The 21959-nt window shown below is 67.2% G+C and carries 18 protein-coding genes; 12 read left to right on the top strand and 6 right to left on the bottom strand.

The window, feature by feature from the left end:
- Positions 1-62: 62 nt before the first annotated feature.
- Positions 63-1694 carry a hydantoinase B/oxoprolinase family protein gene (locus AKI39_RS10145; protein ID WP_066635131.1) on the bottom strand — a complete coding sequence of 544 codons (1632 nt, stop codon included), beginning with the start codon at positions 1692-1694 and terminating at the stop codon, positions 63-65.
- On the bottom strand, positions 1691-3805 hold the full coding sequence (locus AKI39_RS10140; protein ID WP_083228754.1) for a hydantoinase/oxoprolinase family protein: 2115 nt from the start codon (positions 3803-3805) through the stop codon (positions 1691-1693). The genes AKI39_RS10145 and AKI39_RS10140 overlap by 4 nt, the downstream gene beginning before the upstream one ends.
- Positions 3806-4202: 397 nt before the next feature.
- On the opposite strand from AKI39_RS10140, the gene AKI39_RS10135 reads away from it, so the two are divergent.
- The 8 genes from AKI39_RS10135 (at position 4203) to AKI39_RS10100 (ending at position 10961) form a co-directional block, all read left to right on the top strand.
- Positions 4203-4946, top strand: a complete 744-nt coding sequence (locus AKI39_RS10135; RefSeq protein WP_066635130.1) for an IclR family transcriptional regulator — start codon at positions 4203-4205, stop codon at positions 4944-4946.
- Positions 4947-5019: 73 nt separating this feature from the next.
- Positions 5020-5742 carry a glutamine ABC transporter substrate-binding protein gene (locus AKI39_RS10130; protein WP_145925415.1) on the top strand — a complete coding sequence of 241 codons (723 nt, stop codon included), beginning with the start codon at positions 5020-5022 and terminating at the stop codon, positions 5740-5742.
- An 8-nt stretch (positions 5743-5750) separates the two neighbouring features.
- Entirely contained in the window at positions 5751-6419 is a 669-nt protein-coding gene (locus AKI39_RS10125) for an amino acid ABC transporter permease (protein WP_066635125.1), read from the top strand.
- Positions 6416-7186 carry an amino acid ABC transporter ATP-binding protein gene (locus AKI39_RS10120; RefSeq protein WP_066635122.1) on the top strand — a complete coding sequence of 257 codons (771 nt, stop codon included), beginning with the start codon at positions 6416-6418 and terminating at the stop codon, positions 7184-7186. The genes AKI39_RS10125 and AKI39_RS10120 overlap by 4 nt, the downstream gene beginning before the upstream one ends.
- Complete coding sequence (locus tag AKI39_RS10115) at positions 7179-7889, top strand: HutD/Ves family protein (RefSeq protein ID WP_235610785.1); 711 nt, start codon at positions 7179-7181, stop codon at positions 7887-7889. Before AKI39_RS10120 ends, AKI39_RS10115 begins: the two co-directional genes overlap by 8 nt.
- On the top strand, positions 7886-9277 hold the full coding sequence (locus AKI39_RS10110) for a formimidoylglutamate deiminase (RefSeq protein WP_066635117.1): 1392 nt from the start codon (positions 7886-7888) through the stop codon (positions 9275-9277). Before AKI39_RS10115 ends, AKI39_RS10110 begins: the two co-directional genes overlap by 4 nt.
- 22 nt (positions 9278-9299) lie before the next feature.
- Complete coding sequence (gene hutG / locus AKI39_RS10105) at positions 9300-10133, top strand: N-formylglutamate deformylase (RefSeq protein ID WP_066635114.1); 834 nt, start codon at positions 9300-9302, stop codon at positions 10131-10133.
- Between the two features lie 222 nt (positions 10134-10355).
- Positions 10356-10961 (top strand): HD domain-containing protein, encoded by a 606-nt coding sequence (locus AKI39_RS10100; RefSeq protein ID WP_066642661.1) that lies wholly within the window; start codon positions 10356-10358, stop codon positions 10959-10961.
- 18 nt (positions 10962-10979) lie between these two features.
- Here AKI39_RS10100 and AKI39_RS10095 read toward each other — a convergent pair whose 3' ends face one another.
- Both AKI39_RS10095 and AKI39_RS10090 read right to left on the bottom strand, forming a co-directional pair.
- A complete protein-coding gene (locus AKI39_RS10095; protein WP_066635111.1) occupies positions 10980-12569 on the bottom strand; it encodes a serine hydrolase in 1590 nt (529 codons plus the stop codon).
- 166 nt (positions 12570-12735) lie between these two features.
- A complete protein-coding gene (locus tag AKI39_RS10090) occupies positions 12736-13632 on the bottom strand; it encodes a LysR family transcriptional regulator (RefSeq protein ID WP_066635108.1) in 897 nt (298 codons plus the stop codon).
- A gap of 222 nt (positions 13633-13854) precedes the next feature.
- Here AKI39_RS10090 and AKI39_RS10085 point away from each other — a divergent pair, with 222 nt between their 5' ends.
- The 4 genes from AKI39_RS10085 to AKI39_RS10070 all read left to right on the top strand — a co-directional run bounded on the left by AKI39_RS10085 (position 13855) and on the right by AKI39_RS10070 (position 19552).
- Entirely contained in the window at positions 13855-15018 is a 1164-nt protein-coding gene (locus AKI39_RS10085) for a TauD/TfdA family dioxygenase (RefSeq protein ID WP_066635105.1), read from the top strand.
- 61 nt (positions 15019-15079) lie between these two features.
- Positions 15080-16036, top strand: coding sequence for a Bug family tripartite tricarboxylate transporter substrate binding protein (locus AKI39_RS10080; RefSeq protein ID WP_066635102.1), 957 nt, complete (start codon positions 15080-15082; stop codon positions 16034-16036).
- A gap of 446 nt (positions 16037-16482) precedes the next feature.
- The gene (locus tag AKI39_RS10075; RefSeq protein ID WP_066635100.1) at positions 16483-18693 is read left to right on the top strand and encodes a phosphocholine-specific phospholipase C; all 2211 of its coding nucleotides are present in this window, start codon (positions 16483-16485) and stop codon (positions 18691-18693) included.
- Between the two features lie 73 nt (positions 18694-18766).
- Complete coding sequence (locus tag AKI39_RS10070) at positions 18767-19552, top strand: DeoR/GlpR family DNA-binding transcription regulator (protein ID WP_066635097.1); 786 nt, start codon at positions 18767-18769, stop codon at positions 19550-19552.
- Between the two features lie 45 nt (positions 19553-19597).
- Here the strand turns inward: AKI39_RS10070 and AKI39_RS10065 are convergent, their stop codons facing one another.
- Positions 19598-20740, bottom strand: coding sequence for an alpha/beta hydrolase family protein (locus AKI39_RS10065; protein ID WP_066635095.1), 1143 nt, complete (start codon positions 20738-20740; stop codon positions 19598-19600).
- Positions 20741-20749: 9 nt separating this feature from the next.
- Entirely contained in the window at positions 20750-21943 is a 1194-nt protein-coding gene (locus tag AKI39_RS10060) for an alpha/beta hydrolase family protein (RefSeq protein WP_076879687.1), read from the bottom strand.
- Between the last annotated feature and the right edge of the window lie 16 nt (positions 21944-21959).

Genomic DNA, 21959 nt, shown 5'->3' with positions numbered 1-21959 from the left:
CAGCCGCTGCAGCGGCCTGGTTGATTTACCGAGCCCGGCGGCGCGCGTGGCCGCCGCCGGGCTCAGTCCGCCGAGACATAGCCTTGCGCGATATCCCGTGTCCTTGCCCCGGCGTCCCGCTGCGCCGGATCGCCGTAGCCGCCGCCGCCGGGCGTGCGCAATACCACCTCGTCGCCCGGGTTCAGCACGTGCGGGCGCCGGCTGTCGATGGCTACGCCGTTGATCGTGACCTCGCCCAGCGCGCCGTCGCCGCCCCCGCCCAGCCCCGGGGCGGCGACGCGCAGGCGCTCGGTCAGGAATACCACCGACAGCGGCGCGTGGTGCCGGCTGACGAAACAGACCTCCTGGCCCAGGCCGCCGCGATAGGCGCCCTGCCCGCCCGAATCGGGGCGCAGGCGTTTGTACTTGAAGAAGAGCGGCGCTTCCCGTTCCGCCACCTCGATGGGCGTCGCCGAAATATTGCTGGGCCACGACATCACGGAGGCGCCGTCCTTCCCCAAGGTGCCACCCATGCCGCCGTTATAGAAAAGCACGGTCGCGAAAGGCCGGCCGTCTTCACGCGTGCCGCTCAGGTTGGCGATCCACAGCGGCGAGCCGACACCGGCCATGACCTTGTGCGGGAGGATGCCGTACAAGGCGCCGAAGATCACCGTGGGCACATAGTGGCCGGTGCACGCCCGCCCGCCCACCGGTGCGGGCATGCGCGGATTCAGGATGCTGCCTTCCGGCGCGCTGATCCGGATGGGCCGGAACAAGCCGTCGTTATTGGACAGGTCAGGCAGCAACAGGCTTTTGATCGCGTACACCGTCATCGCGCTGGTATAGGCCAGCACGCAATTGATGCCGCGGGGCTGCTGGGGCGAGGTGCCGGTGAAATCGCATTCGATGTCTTCATCGTTGATGCGCACGCAGACGTGATATTCGAAACGGTTCTCGAAACCGTCGGTCTGCATGGCGTAGCGGTACTCGCCGTTCGGCAGCTCGCGTATGGCGCGGCGCATGGCGACTTCGCTGCGGTCGAACAGGGCGCGCGCCAGTTCGTCGATACCGTCCAGGCGGTATTCATGCAGGATGGCAGCCAGGCGATTGGCGATCAGCTCCACCGCGCCCACCTGCGACCAGATGTCGCCCACTGTCTGCTGCGGCGTGCGCACATTGGTGCGGATCAGCGACAGCAAGGTCTCGTCGGGCTGGCCGTCGCGCAACAGGCGCATCAAGGGGATATGGAAACCCTCTTCGAAGAGTTCGCGCGCGTCCACGGAGCGGATCTTGCCGCCGATGTCGGGCACGTGCGCCGCGGTGGCCGCGAAGCCCACCAGCCGGCCCTCATGGAAAATCGGCTTGACCAGGCTCACATCGTTCAGATGGCCGGTGCCGATCCAGGGATTGTTGGTGATGAACACGTCGCCGTCGCGGATATCGTCCCGTCCGAAACGGGCGATCGCCGCCTGCACCGTGCGCGGCAGGGTGCCGATGAAGGAGGGAATGCTGCCGCTGTTTTCCGCCAGGGACCGGCCGCCGGAATCGGTCAGCACCACGGCGAAGTCATTGGCCTCGGTAGAAAGCGTCGAAAACGATGTGCGCACGATCAGCTTGGCGGCTTCGTTGACCACGGAGCGGATGCGCGTCCAGAAGACTTCCAGGAAGATGGGATCGGCGGCCTGGGCGCCGGTGCGGCCGTGGGGATTCGTCATGCCTGCTGCTCCTGAATGGTGACGATCAGATTGCCGCTGGGAAGCTGGCGTACGTGCCCGCGCGGGCCGACAACCAGGGTGGACCCCTCGTCCTCGACCAGCATCGGGCCGGCGCGATCGAAGCCCGGGCGCAATGTCTCGCGCTTGTAGACCGGCGTATCGACAAAGCCTGCCGCTTCGCGGAAATACACATCTCGCCGGCCGGCGGGCGGGATGTCGCCAGCGGGCGCCATGGCCACGTGTGCAAGCTGCTCGCGCGGCGGCGCCGTCGCGCTGACGCGCAGGTTCAGCAGTTCGATCGGAACATCGGGCGGCGTGCGTCCGAATTTCTCGCGATAGCCGGCTTCGAAGGCGTGCAGCAGCGCCTGGCGTACCGTGTCGCCGTCGGCGGCGCCGGGACCCGCGTAGGGGCCGGGCGGCAGCGATACCGTCAGGCTGAAACCCTGCCCCGCGAAGCGGCCATCGGCGCTGCGCCGGGTCGCGCAGGGCCCAAACGCCGCATCCAGCGGCCGCAGCGATTCGACCGCGTTGTGCTCCAGCTCCGCATAGGCGCGCTCCAGGTCCTCCAGGCTGTCCACGGCCGGCCGCACATGGACCGTGCGCGATCGGTCCGCGCGAGCGGGCGCGACCAGCAGGCCGTAGGCCGACGCCACGCCGGCCGCCGGTGGGCAGATGATGGTGCGCACGCCTATCTTCTGGGCAACGTAGTAGGAATGCAGCGGCCCCCCACCCCCCGTGCACAGCAGCACGAAGTCGCGCGGATCGCGGCCCCGTTCCGCGACGTGCACGCGCGCGGCTCCCGCCATGTTCTCCGCGACGATGTCGTGGATGCCCCACGCGACGTCGATGGTGTCGTGGCCCAGGTCTCGCCCCATTGCCGCGATGGCGGTGCCCGACAGCTCGCGATCGATGGACATCGTGCCGCCGGCGAAATAGTCGGGGTTCAGGTAGCCCAGCAGCAGATTGGCATCCGTCACGGTGGGCTGGTCGCCGCCGCGGCCATAGCAGACCGGACCAGGCTCGGAGCCCGCGCTGTGCGGGCCCACCTTCAACAGGCCCAGGGCATCCTGGTTGGCGATGCTGCCGCCACCGGCGCCGATCTCGATCAAGTCGATGGTGGTGATGCGTATCGGCAAGCCGCTGCCTTCGGCGAAGCGCTTGCGGCGCGCCGCCTCGAAGCCGAAGGAGATCGACGGCTGGCCGTGCTCCACCAGGCACAGTTTGGCGGTCGTGCCGCCCATATCGAAGGCCAGCAGATTGGCCTGCCCGTCGCGTTCGCTGTAGCAGGCCGCCGATATCGCCCCGGCCGCGGGACCGGACTCCAGCAGTTCGATGGGCACGCGCCTGGCCTCGCCCAGATGGGACAGCCCGCCGTTGGAAAGCATCATCAGGATGTCGGCACGCAAGTCCAGCTCGCGCAGCCGGCGCTGGAGATTGTCCAGGTAGCGGCTGGCCAGCGGCTTGATATAGGCATTGGCCGACGTCGTCGACATACGCTCGAATTCGCGGACGACCGGCGCGACCTCGCTGGACAGCGTGATGGCAAGGCCGGGAAAAGCCGCTTGCAGGATGTCCCTGACCTGCCGCTCATGCCGGTCGTCCGCATAGGCGTGCAGCAGGCAGACCGCCAGCGACTCGATGCCTTCGCGCACCAGCGGGCCGACGGCATCGAGTACCTCGCCGGGATTCACCGGTTCGATTTCCTGGCCGCGTGCATCCATGCGGGCACCGATTTCCGCGCGCAGGCGCCGTTCCACCAGCGGCGGTGCCGCCTCGATCTGCAGGTCGTACAGGTCGTATTTGCGTTCGTGGCCGATCTCGATCACGTCCCTGAATCCGTGGGTGACCAGCAAGCCCGTCCTGCAGCCGCGGCGCTCGATGAGCGCGTTGGTGAACAGCGTGGTCGCATGCACGATGCGCGTGACCCTGGACGGATCGATGCGGTGCGACGCGATCATGCGGCCCACGCCGTCGGCCACGCCTTCGGCGGGATCGCCGTGCGTCGTCAACACTTTCAGGCTGTGCAGGCATGAAGCCCCGTAATCCAGCGCCACGATATCGGTGAAGGTCCCGCCGATATCTATCCCGATCGCCCACCCTGCCACGTGCATCTCCCTGTCTGGCTGACTATCGTAGGGATCATAGGAGCGGCCATTGATTTACTCTAATGAAAAATAATGAATCACTTTTCGTCGTAGGCGAAAAGTGACGCGGGGCGCGAGGATCGCGGGGACGATTGCTTGCTTCACGGTTCCCGATATCGCCGGCTGGGTCGGCTCCAGGTCCAGGCGCGCCCATAAGGCCATGCTCGATCGTCCCACGCCTTGGGACCAATACCAATCCGCCACTGACGAGGGTTTTCCCCAATTTTCCCGGACGCACAGGGAAATCAGTCACTTAGGAGAAACCCGCACCCGTCGCGACAGCCGCCAAAAGCCGCCTGCATTCCCATGCGTTGGGAATTTTGGCTTTGCCGAACGCCCCCGGCTGGCCGATACTGGCGGCATCATGTCCACGCCCGCGCAATCCCCCGCGTCCCAAGACCGCGTCCTGCTGGTCCTGGCGACCTTGGCCCAATGGAACGGCCCGGCGACGGCGCAGCAGCTTGCCGACGCCACCGGGTTGCCGCGCAGTTCGCTGTATCGCCAATTGGCGCGCCTGAAGCATTGGGGTTTCGTCCAGGAAGAAGAAGGCAGCTATGCGCCCGGACCGCTGGGCCTGCAATTGGCGCAAGGCTTCGATGCCAGCTCCAACCTGGTGCACATGGCGCGCATGGACATGCAGCGCCTGGTGAAGCAGTCCAACGAAAGCGTGGGGCTGATCGTGGCGGTGAACGATCGCGCCATCTGCCTGGACATGCTGGAAAGCCCGCAGGCGCTGCGCTGCTCCTTCGAGAAAGGCCGCAGCGTGCCCCTGCGCAAGGGCGCCACGGCCAAGTGCCTGCTCGCCCATTTGCCCGCGGCACGGCGCGATGCGGTGCTGGACGGCTGGCATGACGAAGCGCCGGATCCGCAATTGCCCGACCGTGCATCGCTGGCGGCGATCCGCAAGGCGGGCTATGCATGCAGCCAGAACGAAATCGACGAAGGCGTATGGGGAGCTAGCGCCCCGCTCCTGGGCCCCGGCCAGCGGCTGGCGGGCTGCATGACACTGATGGCGCCGATCGCGCGTGCCTTGTCCCGCGAAGGCGAATTGATCGAGATGGTCGTGGTGGCCGCCGCGCGCGTGTCCCGTCTGTTGAACCTGAGTTGACCGCTGTTTACCGGACCTTCGCGTCCCGAACCCCAAGGAGCCTGTCATGAAAGCCCCAAGCCGCCGTGCCCTGATGGCCGCGATTGCCCTGTGTCCCCTGCTGTGGGCCGCCGTGCCGGCGCCCGCCCGCGCCGATGACGTGATCCGCGTCGTCACCGACGCCACCTTTCCCCCCATGGAGTACGTCGACAACGGCAAGCTCACCGGCTTCGACATCGAACTCGTCGAGGCGCTGGCCAAGGCCATGGGCAAGAAGGTCGAATGGACGCAGATCGACTTCAAGGGCCTGATCCCCGGCCTGGTATCCAAGCGCTATGACATGGCCGTATCGGCCATCTACATCACCGACGAACGCCGCAAGGTCGTCGACTTCGGCGATTCCTACTACGCCGGCGGCCTCGTCGCGATGGTCAAGGCCGACAACAACGCCATCAAGACGCCGAAGGACCTGGAGGGCAAGCAGGTCACCGTGCAGGTCGGCACGAAATCCGTGGGCTACCTGAAGGAACACTACCCTGGCGTGAAGCTGGTGGAGGTGGAGAAGAACGACCAGATGTTCAACCTGGTGGCCATCGGCCGCGCCGACGCCGCCGTAACCGGCCTGCCCGCCGCCTACCAGTACGTGCGCACCCGCGGCGGACTGAAAGTCCTGCCCGAGCAGCTCACCACCGAAGCCTATGGCATGGCGGTGCGCAAGGACGAGCCCGAGTTGACCACCAGCCTGAACAAGGCGCTGGCCCAGCTGAAGGCCGACGGCACGTACGACGCCATCGTCAAGAAGTGGTTCAGCAACTGAGGCCCTGAATGGATCTGGATTTTTCCCCGGTCTGGGCCAACTGGCCCGACCTGATCCGCGGCGCCGCGGTCACGGTGGAAATCGTGTCCGTGTCGCTGCTGTGCGGCTGCGTGATCGGCCTGCTGGTCGGCATGGGACGACTGGACCCCCGCCGCCGCCTGGTCTACGGCGTGTGCTCGGCCTACGTGGCCGCGATCCGCGGCACGCCCCTGCTGGTGCAGCTGTTCATCCTGTTCTTCGGCCTGCCGCAGTTCGGCATCATGCTGCCCGCGTTCGTCTGCGGCACCATCGGCCTGTCGGTCTACAGCGGGGCCTACGTGTCGGAAATCGTGCGCGGCGCCATCCAGTCCATCGACCGCGGGCAGGTCGAGGCCGCGCGCTCGCTGGGCATGCCGGCCCGCATGGCCATGGCCAACGTCGTGCTGCCGCAGGCCTTCGTGCGCATGATTCCGCCGCTGGGCAACGAATTTATCGCCTTGATCAAGAATTCCGCCCTGGTTTCGCTGCTGACCATCCACGACGTGATGCACGAGGGGCAGAAGATCATCTCCGTGTCGTACCGCTCGCTGGAGGTGTACCTGGCCATCGCGGTGATCTATTTCATATTGACCGGCGCCACGACGTTCCTGCTGCGGCGTGTCGAGCTGCGCCTGCGCGCGGGAGGAATGGTGCAATGAACATGGCCGATCAGCTCCCCATGGTTCGCATCCGCCGGTTGACCAAGGCCTATGGCGATAACGTCGTGCTGCGCGGCATCGACCTGGACGTCCTGCCTTCGCAGGTGGTCGTGGTGATCGGCCCGAGCGGATCGGGCAAGAGCACCCTGCTGCGCTGCTGCAACGGCCTGGAGCTGGCGCAGGGAGGCGACATCGAGATCTGCGGCCGGCCGCTGCTGTCGGGGGGCCGCACGCTGCCCGACGGCAAGCTCAACAAGCTGCGCGAGGAAGTGGGCATGGTGTTCCAGTCCTTCAACCTGTTCGCGCATCTGAACGTACTGCACAACATCACGCTCGGACCGCGCAAGCTGCGCCGCATACCGCGCCGGCAGGCGGAAGAGGAAGCGCGCGCGCTGCTGGACAAAGTGGGATTGGCGCACAAGGCGGACGCGATGCCGGCCAGCCTGTCGGGCGGCCAGAAGCAGCGTGTCGCCATTGCCCGGGCCCTGGCGATGCGGCCCCGCGTGATGCTCTTCGACGAGCCGACGTCCGCACTGGACCCGGAACTGGTCGGCGAAGTGCTGAAAGTCATGAAGATCCTGGCCGCGGAGGGCATGACCATGATGGTGGTCACCCATGAAATGTCGTTCGCGCAGGAAGTCGCGGACAGCGTGGTGGTGATGGACGACGGCTGCATCATCGAAGCCGGCCCGCCGTCGCAGATCTTCACCGTTCCCAACCAAGCTCGCACACGCGAGTTCCTGCAGGCGGTGCTCAAGCGTGGCTGACACATTCGAATCGATGGCGGCCGGAGATGGCCGGCATGACGTAGCGGGCGCGCCGGCCGGGCCGACGCGCTTCCGGCTGGCCGACCTGCCTGCCCAGCCTTGGAAAAACGGCGGCGGATTGACGCGGGAAGTCGCCTGCTGGCCGCCGGGGGCGGGGCTGGACGACTTCGTGTGGCGCATCAGCGTGGCGCGTATCGACGCCGGCGGCCCGTTCTCGCGCTTCGCGGGCGTGGACCGCGTCATTACGCTGCTGAGCGGCCCCGGCGTGGTGCTGCGCGGCGGCTTCGCGGCGGGCGAACACGCCTTGACCCGGCCCCTCGCGCCCTTCGCCTTCTCGGGCGACGTCGATGTCCAATGCACACTGCAGGGCGGCACGTCCGAAGACTTCAATGTGATGAGCCGGCGCGGCCGTGTGCAGGCGCGCGTGTCCGTCATCCAGCACGGCGGCGATTTGCCCCGCACGCCGCACGGCCTGCTGATGGCCGTGGGAAGCCGCTGGCAGGTCCAGGCCGGGCACGGCGCGGAATACGAATTGGCGCCGGACACGGGCCTGTGGTGGGCCGCATCGGACCATGGCTGGCGCGTGCGGCCCGCGGGGACGACGGGCCTTGCGCCCGGAACGGGATTGATCGCCGTGGCCATCGCGCCACAGGCGCCGAACGACCAAGCACGCGAAGTCACGCGTGGACAGGAGGCCACATGAAACACGCCAACCGTCTATGGGCCGCCGATGCCCTGTTGCCGGAAGGCTGGGCGCGCAACGTCAGCCTGGCCTGGGATGCCCAGGGCCGCTTGACCGAGGTGCGCAGCGATACCGCCGCCGAGCCGGAACAGCCTCGCGCCACCGGTCCGCTGATTCCTGGCATGCCCAACCTGCATTCGCACGCCTTCCAGCGTGGCTTCTGCGGGCTGACCGAATACCGCGGCCAAACCGCGGACAGCTTCTGGAGCTGGCGCGAACTGATGTACCGGTGCGCGGGCCGCATCGACCCGGCCCAGGTGGAGGCGATCGCCACGTGGCTGTACGTGGAGATGCTGGAAGCCGGCTACGCCAGCGTCTGCGAATTCCACTACCTGCACCATGATCCGCAAGGCGAACCCTATCCGCAGGGGCCGGAGATGGCGCACGCCATCCTGCGCGCGGCCGAACGGACCGGCATGGGCATGACGCTGCTTCCCGTGCTGTACCAGACGAGCGGTTTCGGCGGGGCGCCGGCGCATGCCGGCCAGCGCCGCTTCCTGCACGACACGGCCGCCATGCTGCGGCTGCTGGATACCCTGAAGCCTGCCTGCGATGCGCAAGGCGCGCGGCTGGGCCTGGCGCCGCATTCGCTGCGTGCCGTGCCACCCGCGTCCTTGACCGAGGCCCTGGACGGGCTCGATGCCATCGATCCCACCGCGCCCATCCATATCCACATCGCCGAGCAGGTGAAGGAAGTGGAAGACTGCATCGCATGGAGCGGCCTGCCGCCCGTGCGCTGGCTGCTGGAGCATGCGCCCGTGGGGCCGCGCTGGTGCCTGGTCCACGCCACGCACATGACGGCCGACGAAGCGACGGACGCCGCCCGCACCGGCGCGGTCGCCGGCCTGTGTCCCACGACCGAAGCCAACCTGGGCGACGGCCTGTTCGACATGGCCCACTGGCGCGAAGGCGCAGGACGATGGGGGATAGGCTCTGACAGCCATTCCACCGTGAATGCCGCCGAAGAGCTGCAGTGGCTGGAGTACGGGCTGCGCCTGACCACGCGGCAGCGCAACGTCATGGCCGAGGCCGGGCAGCCGCACGTCGCCACCGCGATGACCCTGGCCGCCGTCGCGGGCGGCGCGCAGGCCAGCGGGCGGCCGGTTGCCGGGCTCGCGCCGGGCCAACAGGCCGATTTCCTGGAACTGGAGCCCGGCCATGTGGCCCTGGCCGGGCTGCCGGCGCGCGACATGCTGTCGGCCCATGTGTTCGGCAGCCACCGCACATCGGCCATACGCAACGTATGGGTAGGCGGACGATCCCGCGTGCGGGAAGGCCGCCATGCGCTGCGCGACGCCGCGGCCGCGGCATTCGTCGACGTCCGCCGTACGCTCGTGGCGGCAAGCTGATTCATCATCCGGAGGAACATCCATGTCCAAACTCTTGACCGACCGTCCCGTCTTCACCTTCCGCCAGGGCACGGCACCGCTGCTCGTTTCCATGCCGCACGTCGGCACCTACGTGCCGCCCGCGATCGCGGACCGCCTGACCGACGAGGCGCGCCACGTGCCCGATACGGACTGGCACCTGGAACGCCTGTACGACTTCGTGGTCGGCATGGGCGCGTCGGTGCTGGTCGCCACGCATTCGCGCTACGTCGCCGACCTGAACCGTCCGCCCGACGGCAGCAGCCTGTACCCGGGCCAGAGCGTCACCGGGCTCTGTCCCGTCGATACCTTCGACGACACCCCGCTGTATCGCGATCCCAAGGACGTGCCGGACGAAGCGGAGGTCGCCCAGCGCCGCGCGCAGGTCTGGCAGCCCTACCATGACAAACTCGCCGAAGAGCTGGCCCGCCTGCGCGACCGACATGGCGTCGTGCTGCTCTGGGACGCGCATTCGATCCGTTCGGTGCTGCCGCGTTTCTTCGAAGGCAAGCTGACCGACCTGAACCTGGGCACGGGCAAGGGCATCGCCTGCGCGCAGGACATCGCGGAAGCCGTCCACGCCGTCGCCCGCGAAGGCGAAGCGCAGGGCTACACCAGCGTGCTGAACGGCCGCTTCACGGGGGGCTACATCACCCGCCACTACGGACAGCCTGAACAGGGCATCCATGCCATCCAGCTGGAAATGACGCAGTGCACCTACATGCAGGAGGCGCTGCCCTTCGACTACCTTCCCGAAACGGCGGGCCGTATCCAGCCTTTGCTGCAGCGCATGGTGCAAACGGCCTTCGATGGGGTGCTGCGCAAGCGCGCTATCTAGCATCGTCCGCCGTACAATGGCGCGTGATCATCCGGCACGGGAGGCCACGCCATGAAGCTCGGTAGCTCCACCCGCGCGGCTTGCGCCGCCCTGGCATTCACCACCTTCGGGTTTGTCCTGGCGGTGCCAGACAGTCAGGCGCAGGCACCCACGCCCCCATCGGGCCAGGCAACGCCCGGCGCGGGCGATCAGGTCCCTGGCATAACGATTCCCGACAGCCAGATGGCGCGCGATGCGGCGCGCCTGGTCCGCGATGCGGAAGGCGATTTCCTGTTCCAGCACTCCACGCGCGTGTATTACTGGGGCGCCTTGGCCGGAAAGCGCAGGGCGCTGAACTTCGACCCGGAACTTTTGTATGTCGCCGCCATGTTCCATGATTACGGCTTGACGGCCGCTTATGGGCAAAGCCATTTGCGCTACGAGGTGGACGGCGCGAACGCCGCCCGTGATTTCCTGCGCAGCCACGGCGTCGCGGAAGCCGACGCCCAGGGTGTCTGGCTCGCCATCGCGCTGCACACCACGAATGGAATTTCCGCGCATCTGTCGCCCCTGGCCACGCTGGTTGCCGAAGGGGCCAACATGGACCTGGTGGGCGCCGGCTATGGCGACTTCACCACGGCGGAACGCAACGCCGTCGAGGCCGCTCATCCGCATCCGCCGGGATTCGCCGAAGACTTCATGCAGGCCCTCTACGACAGCCTGAAGCACCGTCCGGAAACCACCCAAGGCACCGGCCTGGCGGACGTCCTGGCGTACAAGGACCCGCATTTCGTCCGCAGGGACTTCAGCCGGCTGATGCGCGACTCGCACTGGGCCACCGGGAAATAAGCGGGGGCCGACGCCCGGTCAATGGCGCTGGAACGTGCCCAGGTGGTTCGTATCCAGCAATTCGACCCTCATCGACGCCATGCCGTCCGATCCGGCGCCGCTGAAATCCACGGCGGACACCGATCCTTCTTCGTGGTTCTCGTCGTGCATCGCGATGACGAAGCGATCGCCATCCCAGTGGCGCATGGGAAAACGCGTATTCCTGGGACCCAGCACCAACGCCAGGCCGGCATCGTCCGCCACGACGTGGGCGGTGCCGAAATACGCATTGCCGTAATCGCCCGCATAAGCGCCCGGCTGGCGGGCGGGCGCCGGGTCGTCCGGCGGCTGTTTGCCGGCCAGGCTGCCCGCCGGCTCGGCATAGGCCGCGAACAAGGCGTGATAGCCGGCATACCAGTCTCGCGTGATCCGGCCGAACTGCGCCAGTTCCATGAATTCGGCGCTCAGCGCTTCGGCGGCCCCGATCGGCGCGGCGTTGGTCAGCACGACGATGCCCACCTTGGCCGACGGAATGATCGAGAAGGCCGTGCCCGCGCCCAGTGCGAACGCGCCCGAATGGCTGATGCCGGTGCGGCCGGAGGACTGCACGTTCACATTGAAACCGTAGCCATACATGTCCGCCCGGACGGTGGGTGACGAGGACGCCCGCGAAATGACCTGCGGTGTGATCGCCGGCAGCAGCGCCGCGGCCGGGATAAGCGGCTGCCCTTGCGCATCATGCCCATCGTCCAGCAGCATCGCCAGCCATTTGGCCATGTCGTTGGCGCTGGAACTGACGCCGCCGGCGGGCGATTGCGCATCGGGCTCGCGCTGGTACTTGGGCTGGTAGACGCCGCCGCTCTTGACGTGACCATGAGCGTGGTTGCTGTCGGCCGCGAAATCGGCGAAGCGCGAACTCGTGCGGTCCATATGCAAGGGTCTATAGAGGACCCCCTCCGACAGGCTTGCCCAGTCCCTGCCGGCAGCGCGCGCAACGGCCTCGGCCGCGACCGTCACGCCGAAATTGGTGTATGCGCAGGTCGACCGGAAGGCCTGCAAAGGCAGATGACGCAGTCGTTCCAGCACCTGCCCGCGGTCATAGCCCAGGTCCTCGAGATCATCGCCGGCGTGATCGGGCAGCCCGGAACGATGCGAGTAGAAGTCGGCCAGCGTCACGTGCGCGGTCACCCACGGATCGGCCAGCTGGAACCCCGGCAGGTATTTGACGACGGGATCGTTCCACGCCACGCCTTGCTTGCCGACCTCGTGCGCCACCACCGTGGCACCGACGGACTTCGACAGCGATGCCAGCTGGAAAACGGTATCGGCATCCACCTCGCCAGCCTGGTCCGTATTGCGCACGCCATAGCCCTTGGCGAAGACCTCGCGGCCGTCGTGGACCACCGCGACCGACATGCCGGGAAGGCCGGTGCGCTGCATCATGGCCTGCGCCAGCGTGTCCAGCTGGCCTACCGCGGCGTCGATCTGTCCCGCGTGGATGGGCACGCCCGCTGTTTCGTTCGGCGGCAGCGCGGCGTCGGCCGCGGGCATGGCCTGGGTGTCGCCCGTCGCGGCAGCCACGGCGGCACACATCAGGAAGGCAACCATGGGCATGCGGCGCAGCGTCATTCGAGTCCTTGTCGAGCAAGCACCTTACGGGCAATTGCACGGGATCTCAATGTGACTCTTGCACGAGATGGGCATTACGCCCGGTCGCGACCCTGCCGTTTCGATGCCGGCCAACGCGCGGCAGCAGCGAGCACCTTGCCCCGCAGGGCGGCGGCACCGGGCTGGCTCAGCCGCTTACCGCGAACTGGCGCTGGTACGACGCCAGCGCCGCTTGCATGGCGTGTCGCACCGCGTCCACCAGGCGGTTGTCGTCGTCGACCTTGCGGGTGGCCAGGGACAGCGTCAGCACCGGCGCGGCGCGGCCCAGCTTGACCACCCGCATGGGATAGGTTTGCAGCATGGCGGCATCGGGCGTTTGCAGCACCGAAATGCCCAGTCCTGCGCTGATCAGCGCGGCGATGGCAGGCGCGCTGTCGAATTCCAGCGTGCCGCGTATTTGGCGGATGTGCGTGCCCACGTACTGGTTCGCCAGCGTCCCCGTGACGGTCTGGCGGTCATAGCGTATCCAGTCGTATTGGCGGAACAGCGCGGCCACGCTGTTTTCCTTGGCCGCGGGCGGGGCCAGCAGTACCAGTTCGCGGCGCAGCATGGGTGTCCAGCGCAGGCGGGCCGAGCCCCCCTTGGGCGGTTGCGCCACCAGCGCCGCGTCGACGTCCCCCGCCTGGACCGCCGCCGTCAGGCTGGCGCTGCGGCCACGCGCCAGCCGCAGCTCCAGCCGTGGATGGCGTTCTCGCAGGAAGCGGATCATGCCGGGAAGCACCGTCGCCTGCAGCGATTCGATAACGCCCAGCCGCACCACGCCCTGCACGGCCACGCTATGACCCGCGCGCAAGGCTTCCAGGTCATGCAAGGCCTGGCGCAGCGTGTCCGCCACTTCGTGCGCGAGGCGATTGGGCCTGGCCTGCAGTCCCGAACGATCGAACAGCGGCTTGCCCATGTAGAGCTCCAGCTGCTTCATCTGCATGCTGACCGCGCTGGGCGTCACGTTGGCTTGTTTGGCGGCGCCCGCGAAAGTGCCGCTATGCAGCACCGCTTCCAGCGTGCGGAAGGTTTCCAGCTTCATCGTCCTGCCCCTGGCCGCGCGCGCCTGGCGCATGCTGTGCGCCCCGCGGCAGCGTGGCGGCAACCGCTGATCATCATCAAAATTCCTTATGAAGCTCCTCAAACAAGTTCACTATTCTAATGATGCCTCCGTGGCTAGACTAGGGCCTGTCAACGCTGGCGGCCGGGATCGCGGCCGGGCGGCAGGATCGCCGCCGCATCGAACGAGAGGAGAAGCGCGCGCATGAAGGTCACGGAAACGAATCAACGGCCGCAGGCCTGGACGGCACGGCAGGCGGCGGAGGATGGCTCGTGGGTACTGCGCCTGACCGAAGAGCAGGTCCAGGGTTTCCATGATGCGCTGGCGCATGCGCGCAAGTCGAACAAGCCGCTGCTGGCCATGGAGCAGGCCGACTTCCCACTTACCGCGGCCTCGCGCGGGATACTCGAGCAGGCCATCGCCACCACGCAGGGCCGCTGGGGCATGTGCCTGCTGAAAGGCTTTCCGGTGGACGTCTGGAGCGAGGACGACGCGCGCCTGGCCTATTGGGGCATGAGCCTGTACATGGGGGTGGGACGCACGCAAAACCGCGCCAGCCAGTTCATGAACGACGTGCGCAACGAGGGGGGCGAATACAAGGTCAAGGGAGGCCGCGGCTACAACACCAATGCGGGCCTGGATTTTCACCAGGACTCCTGCGACGTCGTAGGCCTGCTGTGCCGCCGCACGGCCAAGTCGGGCGGCACCAGCAAGGTGGTCAGCTCGATCGCCCTGTACCAGGAAGTCGAACGCCGGCGCCCCGATCTCATTCCCGTGCTGAAGGCGCCCTTCTTCCACAGCTACCAGGGCACCCAGGACCCCAGCCAGCCGCCCTATTACCGTTGCCCCATCTTCGGCAGCCATCCCGAATACTTCAGTGCCCGCACCAACCGCAAGAACACCATCGCGGCGCAGCGCGACTTTCCCGAAGTCCCGCGCCTGACCGCGGCGCAGACGCAAGCCCTGGACCTGCTGGACGAACTGCTGCCCAGCGACGCGTTGTGCTACACGATGACGCTGGAACAAGGCGATATGCAGCTCCTGAACAACTTTGTGATCCTGCACTCGCGCACGCCGTTCGAGGACTACGACGAGCCGGACCGCAAGCGCCACCTGTTCCGCCTGTGGCTGTCGGTGCCCGGCTCGCAGCCCCTGGCGGATGACTGGAAGGAATACTACGGCGACGTGCGGGCGGGTGCCGTGCGCGGCGGCGTGCGTGGCAGCGCGATCACCCAGGAATTCCTGGAATACGAGCGCCGCCAGGCCAAGGCGATGAACATGCGCTTCGATACCTGGAAGCCGCAGCTGCTCAAGGAAGACATGGAACGCATCGTGGCCGCGTACCCGCGCGAGTCGGCAACGGCCTGACGGCCCGCCCCGGATAAATAAAAAACATACCAGCGCGGCACACGCGCAGGCAGGAGACAACATGGACAGAAGGTCTTTCATGGGCGCGCTGGGCGCCGGCATGGCGGCGGCGTCGGGACTCGCGCGTGCGCAGGGCGGCCCCACGCGCATCATCGTCGGCGCCACGCCGGGCGGCGGCACCGATACGGTCGCGCGCATGCTCGCGGCGCAGCTGGGCAAATACGTGCCCGGCACCTACGTGGTGGAGAACCGGCCCGGCGCGGGCGGCAACATCGCGGCGCAGGCCGTGGCCCACGCCGACCCGGACGGCCGCACCCTGCTCGTCTGCTACACCAGCCATGCGATCAACGCCACGCTGTACGGCAATCTGCCTTTCGATCCCGTCAAGAGTTTCCAACCCATCGCCTACGTCGCGAGCGCGCCGTCCATCCTGGTGGCCCACCCATCGGTCCAGGCGAACAATGTGCCCGAGTTGATCGCGCTGGCGAAATCGCGGCCAGGTACCTTGAACATCGCCCTGCCCGGCATCGGTTCGGCCGGCCATCTCTGTGCGGAAGTCCTGAAGCAGCAGACCAAGGTAGACCTGGTGCTGGTGCCCTACAAAGGAACGGCGCCGGCGATGACCGACGTACTGGGCGGGCAAGTGCAGCTGATGTTCGCCGGCGCGGCGCTGGCCGGGCCGCAGTTGCAAGGCAAGACGCTCAAAGCGCTGGGCGTAAGCAGCGCCAAGCGCATGGAAACCCTGCCGGACATTCCGCCCATCGCGGACACCCTGCCCGGCTACGATTTCAATGCCTGGTATGGGCTGTTGGGCCCGGCGGGCATGGACCGCGGCCTGGCGGACCGCCTGTCCGAAGCCACCGGACACATACTCGCGGACGCGTCGAACCGCAGCCGCCTGATGGATGAAGGATTGATCGCGACGGGCAGCACGCCCGACGGCTTTCGCCAGTTCCTCGTTACCGAGGTGGATCGCTGGGGCCGCGTCGTGAAGGCGTCCGGGGCACGCGCCGGCTGAATCTCTCGCGCGCTCCTGTCACGGCCATGTCACCTCACTGGCCGATCATGCGGTTGCACTTTTTTGGACTTGTGCGTTTGAGTGCGTTTCGACGCGCCACCACGCCGAGCGCGGCCATCGTCCCGATGGCCGTTTCCGCAACCCGCCTCCCTCGCCGCATGAAACCGACCTCTACCCGACCTTCTCGCGCCCGTCCCGCCTCGCGCTGGCCCCTGCTGCTGGCCGCCGTCGCCGTTGCCTGCTCGCTCTCCGCGTGCGGCGGCGACCATGACGACGACACACCCACGACTCCAGATACCCCCGCACAACCGGCGCCGGACCAGCCGCCCGCGCCGGTGCTGCACTGCGCGCCGTAGCGTCCGCACCCTCCCCCTTTCGATAGTGAGCCTGGCGGCACCGCGTCCGCCATGAAGGCCTTTGCGCCACAACCGATTCGCGACCCGACAATGATCAACAACGCCAAACGCAAGTTCCTGCGCAACAGCCTGGGCGCCACCGCGTCCCTGACCGCCCTGAGCATGTTCCCGCCCAGCATCCGCCGCGCGCTGGCCATCCCGGCGAACAATCGCTCGGGCACCATCAAGGACGTCGAGCACGTCGTCATCCTGATGCAGGAAAACCGCTCCTTCGACAACTACTTCGGCACCCTGGCCGGCGTGCGCGGCTTCGGCGACCGCTTCACCATCCCGGTGCCCAATGCGCTGAACGTATGGCAGCAACTCGATGCCAACGGCAAGCCCATCCTGCCCTACCACCTGGACCAGACGCGCGGCAACGCGCAACGCGTGAGCGGCACGCCGCACGGCTGGACGGACGCGCGCGATGCCTGGGACAAGGGCCGTATGTACCAGTGGCCGCGCTTCAAGAAACAACAGTCCATGGGCTACTTCACCGAGCAGGAAGTGCCTTTCCAGTTCGCGCTGGCCAATGCCTTCACGCTGTGCGACGGGTATTTCAGCTCGCTGCACGGCGGTACCAACACCAACCGCCTGTTCTTCTGGACCGGCACCAATGGCGCCACCACGCCGGCGGCCCACGTGGTGGTGAACAACGTCTGGGATGGCCTGGATACCACCACCAACCTGGCCACCACGGGCTTCAACTGGACGACCTACCCGGAGCGGCTGACGCAGGCCGGCGTGTCGTGGATGGTCTACCAGAACATGCCCGATAACTTCACGGACAACTCGCTCATCGGCTTCAAGCAGTATCGCGACGCCAACCTGCGCTCGGGCAAGCCGGTGTACCACGACGTACCGGTGAACCCGCCCTACAATCCGGCCACGGACGATGCCAACAACCCGCTCTACAAGGGCATCGCCAACACCATGCCGGACGGCGGCTTCCTGGGAACGTTCAAACAGGACATCCTGGCCGGCAAGCTGGCGCAGGTCTCCTGGATCATCGCGCCGGAAGCCTATTCGGAACACCCCGGCCCTTCCAGTCCGGTACAGGGTGCCTGGTACGTGCAGGAAGTGCTGGACGCGCTCACCGCCGATCGGGAAGTCTGGTCCAAGACCGTGCTGCTGATCAACTTCGACGAAAATGACGGCTTTTTCGACCACGTGCCGCCGCCATGCGCGCCTTCGCTCGACACGACATCGGGCACGACCTTCGGCAAGTCGACCCTGAGCGCCGGCGACATGTCCTACGAGTACTACACGCATCCCGCGGTGCCGAACACGTCGATGCCCCCGCCCGACGGCGATTGCTATGGCCCCGGTCCGCGCGTTCCCATGTATGTGATTTCGCCCTGGAGCCGCGGCGGTTGGGTGAATTCCCAGCAGTTCGACCACACGTCCGTATTGCGTTTCCTCGAAGCCCGCTTCGGCGTGGCGGAGACGCAGATCAGCCCGTATCGCCGCGCCGTCTTCGGCGACCTGACCACGGCCTTCAACTTCGCCACGCCCAACGAGGATCCGCTGCCCGCGCTTGACGGCCGCCGCACCCGCAACGATGCCGACACGCTGCGCATTTCCCAGGACGCGCTCGGGCAGGTTGCCCTGCCCACGCCGCAGAACCTGCCGCGCCAGGGCACCGGGACGCGGCCGTCGCGCGCCCTGCCGTATGAACTGCACACCAGCGCCCGCACCGATGCGGCCAGCGGCAAGGTAAGCCTGATCTTCGCCAATACGGGCTCCGCCGCCGCCGTCTTCCATGTGTACGACCGCCTGCACCTGGACCGTGTCCCGCGTCGCTATGTGGTCGAAGCGGGCAAGCAGCTGGACGACAGCTGGGACGCCAAGTCGCTGGATGAGGGCCGGTACGACCTGTGGGTGCTGGGAGCGAACGGCTACCATCGGGGCTACACGGGGGACTTGTCGGCGCAAGCCGCCACCGGTGCCGGCGTGCCGGAGATCCGCGTCTGCTACGACGTGGCGAACGGCAACGTCTATCTGACCGCCCTCAATACCGGGGGCAAGGACGTGCACCTGACCGTGCGGGCAAAGGCCTATCGCAACGACGGGCCATGGAACCTGACGGTGGCCGCCGGCGCCAGCCAGGACGTCCACTGGGACTTGAAGGACAGCGCGCGGTGGTACGATTTCGCCGTCACCTGCGCCGAACAGCCCGGCTGGTCCCGCCGCTTCGCGGGCCGCGTCGAAACGGGCAAGGACGGCCTGAGCGATCCCGCGATGGGCATGGAAGACCTTTGACGGCAAGGACGCCGCGCCACGGTGCTTCGTGGCGCGGCGCCTTGCAGGCGCAACCGATCACGACTTGACCGATATGCTGCAGGAAGAACGCATCGCCCGCATCCAGGCCTTGCTCGGCGCCTACGCGCGCATGAGTACCGAACGGCTGGCGCGGGAACTGTCGGTTTCGCGCGAGACGGTGCGCCGGGACATCGTGGAACTGGAAGCACAGGGCGCGCTGCGGCGCGTGCATGGCGGGGTGGTGACGACGGCCGCCCATGCCGAACCTCCGTTCACCCAACGGCAGCACCTGCGCGCGCGCGAGAAGCGGGCCATCGCCCGCGCCGTGCTGCCGATGCTGGCGCCAGGACAAGTCATCCTGATGGATGCCGGGACCACCACCGGCTACCTGGCCGAAGCGCTGTGCGGTATGGCCGGATTGACCGTCATCACGAACTCGCTCGGAATCGCCATGACGCTGGCGCGGCGCACCGGTGCGGGAGAATCCCCGCGCCATGAAGTCATCCTGCTGGGGGGATCGCCGCACGGCGACGTGCCCGCCACCTATGGCGGCAGCACCATCAACGAGATCACCCGCTACCATGCGGACCTGGCCCTGCTATCGCCCGTGGGACTGAGCGCCACGCATGGGGCCACCAGCTACGCCCATCACGAAGCGGCGGTGGCCCAGGCGATGGCCGCGCAAGCCAGCGAACGGATCCTGCTGGCCGACCACAGCAAGGTCGGCGTAGTGAGCCGCGTGCGCTACGCCAGCCCAAAGGAAATCGGCCGCATCGTCACGAACGCGCACGCGGATGCCGACTTCGAGAAAGAGCTGCGCCGCTGGCGCCGCACGGGCGTGGACGTCGTGTTGGCCTGAAAATCGTGGCGGGGCGCGAGCGATCGCCTGCAGGCAGACGTCGGGTCAGAGATTGTCCGCGAGCCAATCGGCGACGATGTTGGCGCCGACCTGGCGGTTGTCCTCCTGGCAGTGCTCGCTGCCGCCTTCATGGGCGGTCAGCACGCGCAGCGTCTTGTTCTTGGCGCCGACGGCGTCATACAGGCGTTGGGCGAATTCGACCGGGACGATGGTGTCGTTCTCGCCGTGCAGGCAGAAGAACGGGCACAGCAGGTCCGGGGCGACATCCTTGAGCCGGTAGTCCTCCAGCTTCTTCATGCAGGCGTCCATGTCGGGCTTGCCCAGTACCCAGGGCAGCTGGAAGTTCGGCGCGGATATCTTCGTGCCGCCCGACTCCATGATGCGCCGGCGACGCGTCCAGGCTTCGTGGTAATCGAAATGGCCGCCCCAGGCCACGCAGGCCGCGAAGCGGTGGTCGCGGGCGGCCGCGCGCGGCGCGTAGTAGCCGCCCATGGAAAAGCCCATGACGGCCACGCGTTTGGGATCCACCTCCGGCCGCGCGGCAACCCAGTCGTAGGCCGCACCGGCCGGCACTTCGTAGTCGTAGCGGCTCGGTATGCCCTGCAGGCGCAGGGCCTCGCCCTGCCCCGGTCCGTCGATGGCCAGTACGTGGATGCCGCGCTTGGCGATCTCGATCCCGCCGAACAGCACGCTCATTTCCTTGGCGTTGTCCAGGCCGTCGAACATCACCACCGTCGGCGCCGGGCCGTCGACGTCGGCGCGCAGCCACCAGGCCGGCAGCGTCGTGCCTTCATAAGGCACGTCGGCACGCGTGATCTGCGGGAAGCGCCGCTCCAGGCCCTTGGCGAAGCAGCGCAGGCAATCGCGGTAGGTCTGCGACTTGCGGTCCGAAGGCGCGATGAAGCGTTCGCCGCAGAAGTAATAGACCGCGGCGCGCAGGTAGTACGCGCCCGACGTCAGCCGGTGCCCGCGCGCCTCTTCTTCATCGCCGAACCCTTCGATGCGCCGGGCCATCTCGACCCATTCCTTCCACCAGCGCTCGTTGTCGCCTTCATGGCCACGCAGCTTTTGCCCGATCTGGTCGATTTCGCTGATCGACGCCGCGCCCCAGCCCGCCATTTCGATGCCGAACATCATGCCCTGCGACCACATGTGGTTGCTGGGAAAATACTCGAACCAATGACTCATCTGTTTCTCCTATCCCGGAAAGAACGACAGCCGGGCCTGGTCGATGCCGAAGACATCCGCCAGCCAATCCAGCATCAGTTCCTGGCCCAGGGTAGGGTTGTCGTGCTGGCAGTGCTCGGCGCCGGTCTCTTCCGCGCTGGTGAGCTTCAGCGTGGCCTTGATGCCATGCGCGATCGCATAGTCATGGACTTTCCTGACCTCTTCCACGCCCAGCACGTCGTGGCCGCCGTGGATGATCAGATAGGGGCATTTCATGTGCTCCAGCACGCCCGCGAGCGTGAAGGGGCGCGCGATCTCCGTGGCTTCGGCCATGCTACTGGCGCCGAACACCCACTTGATGTGGCTGGCCAATCCGTGGTTTTCGTCACGCGCCTTCCAGCGCTCGTGGATATCCCAGATGGCGCCGTGTGAAATGCAGGCCGCCAGGCGCGCATCCATGGAGGCCGCACGGGCGGAATAGTAGCCACCCAGGCTGGAGCCGCTGACGGCGATGCGGCTGGCGTCGACGTCCGGACGCGCCGATAGCCAATCGATGCAGCGGCCGATGGGAACTTCGTAGTCATGGCGCGTGGTCAGGCCGTGCCGCCGCAGCGCGCCGCCCTGCCCCGGCCCGTCCACCATCAGCACCGAGATGCCGCGCTGGACCGCGCCGCGCCCCGTCATGAACCACAGCTCATCCTTGTACGAATCCAGGCCACCCACGGAAATCAACACCGGCTGGCGCGCGCCGCCATTGGCGGAACGTACGTAGTACGCCGGCAGCGTCTTGCCGTTTTCGTAGGGAATTTCCACGATTTCGGCCGGCGGGTCCATGCGCGTGAACGCCTGGGCCGACGCGCGCTCGGCTTGCGTGAAGGCGTCCAGGCGGCGCGGGTCGTCGGCCTTGAGCCAGAACTCGGCCTCGCGGTAGTAGTTCGCCGCGCGCAGCCAGCAATTCATGGCCGTACGGACATGGCCTTCCTGCAAGGCCGCATCGCCGCGCCGTGCGTTGCGATCCGCGATGTGGCGCCACGCGCTGTACCAGGTCTCGAAATCGCCGGCGACGATATGCGTGGCGGCCTGGAAGACCTCGCTGACCGCGCCGCCGCCCTCCTGCGTTTCGCCCAGGCCGCGCCGGAACTGGTATGACATCCAGAAATCGTCTGGCCAGTGATGCCAGCCGAACGGCTCGTACTTGGGCGCGGGGTGTTCCTTGGCAGTCATGCTGCGCTTCTCCTTG

This window comes from Bordetella sp. H567 (genome assembly GCF_001704295.1).
Lineage (GTDB): Bacteria > Pseudomonadota > Gammaproteobacteria > Burkholderiales > Burkholderiaceae_B > Bordetella_C.
Note: the sequence above shows the minus strand (reverse complement) of the source record. Positions and strands in the feature narration are given on the sequence as shown.

Coding starts and splice junctions, on each gene's coding strand:
- AKI39_RS10145 (WP_066635131.1), bottom strand. CDS start 1,694: ATGACGAATCCCCACGGCCGCACCGGCGCCCAGGCCGCCGATCCCATC.
- AKI39_RS10140 (WP_083228754.1), bottom strand. CDS start 3,805: ATGCACGTGGCAGGGTGGGCGATCGGGATAGATATCGGCGGGACCTTC.
- AKI39_RS10135 (WP_066635130.1), top strand. CDS start 4,203: ATGTCCACGCCCGCGCAATCCCCCGCGTCCCAAGACCGCGTCCTGCTG.
- AKI39_RS10130 (WP_145925415.1), top strand. CDS start 5,020: ATGGCCGCGATTGCCCTGTGTCCCCTGCTGTGGGCCGCCGTGCCGGCG.
- AKI39_RS10125 (WP_066635125.1), top strand. CDS start 5,751: ATGGATCTGGATTTTTCCCCGGTCTGGGCCAACTGGCCCGACCTGATC.
- AKI39_RS10120 (WP_066635122.1), top strand. CDS start 6,416: ATGAACATGGCCGATCAGCTCCCCATGGTTCGCATCCGCCGGTTGACC.
- AKI39_RS10110 (WP_066635117.1), top strand. CDS start 7,886: ATGAAACACGCCAACCGTCTATGGGCCGCCGATGCCCTGTTGCCGGAA.
- hutG (WP_066635114.1), top strand. CDS start 9,300: ATGTCCAAACTCTTGACCGACCGTCCCGTCTTCACCTTCCGCCAGGGC.
- AKI39_RS10100 (WP_066642661.1), top strand. CDS start 10,356: ATGGCGCGCGATGCGGCGCGCCTGGTCCGCGATGCGGAAGGCGATTTC.
- AKI39_RS10095 (WP_066635111.1), bottom strand. CDS start 12,569: ATGACGCTGCGCCGCATGCCCATGGTTGCCTTCCTGATGTGTGCCGCC.
- AKI39_RS10090 (WP_066635108.1), bottom strand. CDS start 13,632: ATGAAGCTGGAAACCTTCCGCACGCTGGAAGCGGTGCTGCATAGCGGC.
- AKI39_RS10085 (WP_066635105.1), top strand. CDS start 13,855: ATGAAGGTCACGGAAACGAATCAACGGCCGCAGGCCTGGACGGCACGG.
- AKI39_RS10080 (WP_066635102.1), top strand. CDS start 15,080: ATGGACAGAAGGTCTTTCATGGGCGCGCTGGGCGCCGGCATGGCGGCG.
- AKI39_RS10075 (WP_066635100.1), top strand. CDS start 16,483: ATGATCAACAACGCCAAACGCAAGTTCCTGCGCAACAGCCTGGGCGCC.
- AKI39_RS10070 (WP_066635097.1), top strand. CDS start 18,767: ATGCTGCAGGAAGAACGCATCGCCCGCATCCAGGCCTTGCTCGGCGCC.
- AKI39_RS10065 (WP_066635095.1), bottom strand. CDS start 20,740: ATGAGTCATTGGTTCGAGTATTTTCCCAGCAACCACATGTGGTCGCAG.
- AKI39_RS10060 (WP_076879687.1), bottom strand. CDS start 21,943: ATGACTGCCAAGGAACACCCCGCGCCCAAGTACGAGCCGTTCGGCTGG.